Source organism: Kitasatospora indigofera (assembly GCF_014655955.1).
Classification (GTDB): Bacteria; Actinomycetota; Actinomycetes; order Streptomycetales; family Streptomycetaceae; genus Kitasatospora; species Kitasatospora indigofera.
In genome coordinates this window covers 1-600 of record NZ_BNBO01000188.1, presented here as the reverse complement: position 1 = coordinate 600, position 600 = coordinate 1, and the positions used below count along the sequence as shown (strand labels likewise).

The following is a 600-nucleotide window of genomic DNA, read 5'->3' as shown; positions in this document are numbered from 1 at the left end:
GGCCTGGTCACCTGGATGGTGTTCTGGATGCGGCGCACCGCCCGGCATCTCAAGGCGGAGCTGCACGGCAAGCTGGACGCGGCGATCGCGATGGGCACCTTCGCGCTGGTCGGCACCGCGTTCCTGGCGGTGGGCCGGGAGGGGCTGGAGACGGCGCTGTTCATCTGGTCGGCGGTGCAGGCCACCAACGACGGGTGGAACCCGCTGGTCGGCGCGGCGCTGGGCCTGCTCTCCTCGGTGGTGCTCGGCTGGCTGTTCTACCGGGGCGCGCTGCGGATCAACCTGGCGAGGTTCTTCACCTGGACGGGCGCCATGCTGGTGGTCGTGGCGGCGGGCGTGCTCGCCTACGGGGTGCACGACCTCCAGGAGGCGGGCTGGATCCCGGGCCTGCACAGCCAGGCCTTCGACATCAGCGCCACCGTCCCCAAGGACAGCTGGTACGGGACCCTGCTCAAGGGCGTGTTCAACTTCCAGCCCGACCCGACGGTCCTTCAGCTCGCCGTCTGGGCGGCCTACCTGGTCCCGACCCTGGCGATCTTCCTCGGCCTCTTCGGCAGCCGCCCGGCCGCACCGCCCGCCCGCCGGCCCGACACCGCCGGG

At 72.2% G+C, this 600-nt stretch carries 1 protein-coding gene; it reads left to right on the top strand.

Annotation, left to right across the window (positions count from 1 at the left end; all coding sequences use genetic code 11):
• Positions 1–600, top strand: a 600-nt coding sequence (efeU, locus tag IE329_RS40095; protein ID WP_190215999.1) for an iron uptake transporter permease EfeU, incomplete at both ends; no start/stop codon positions are given.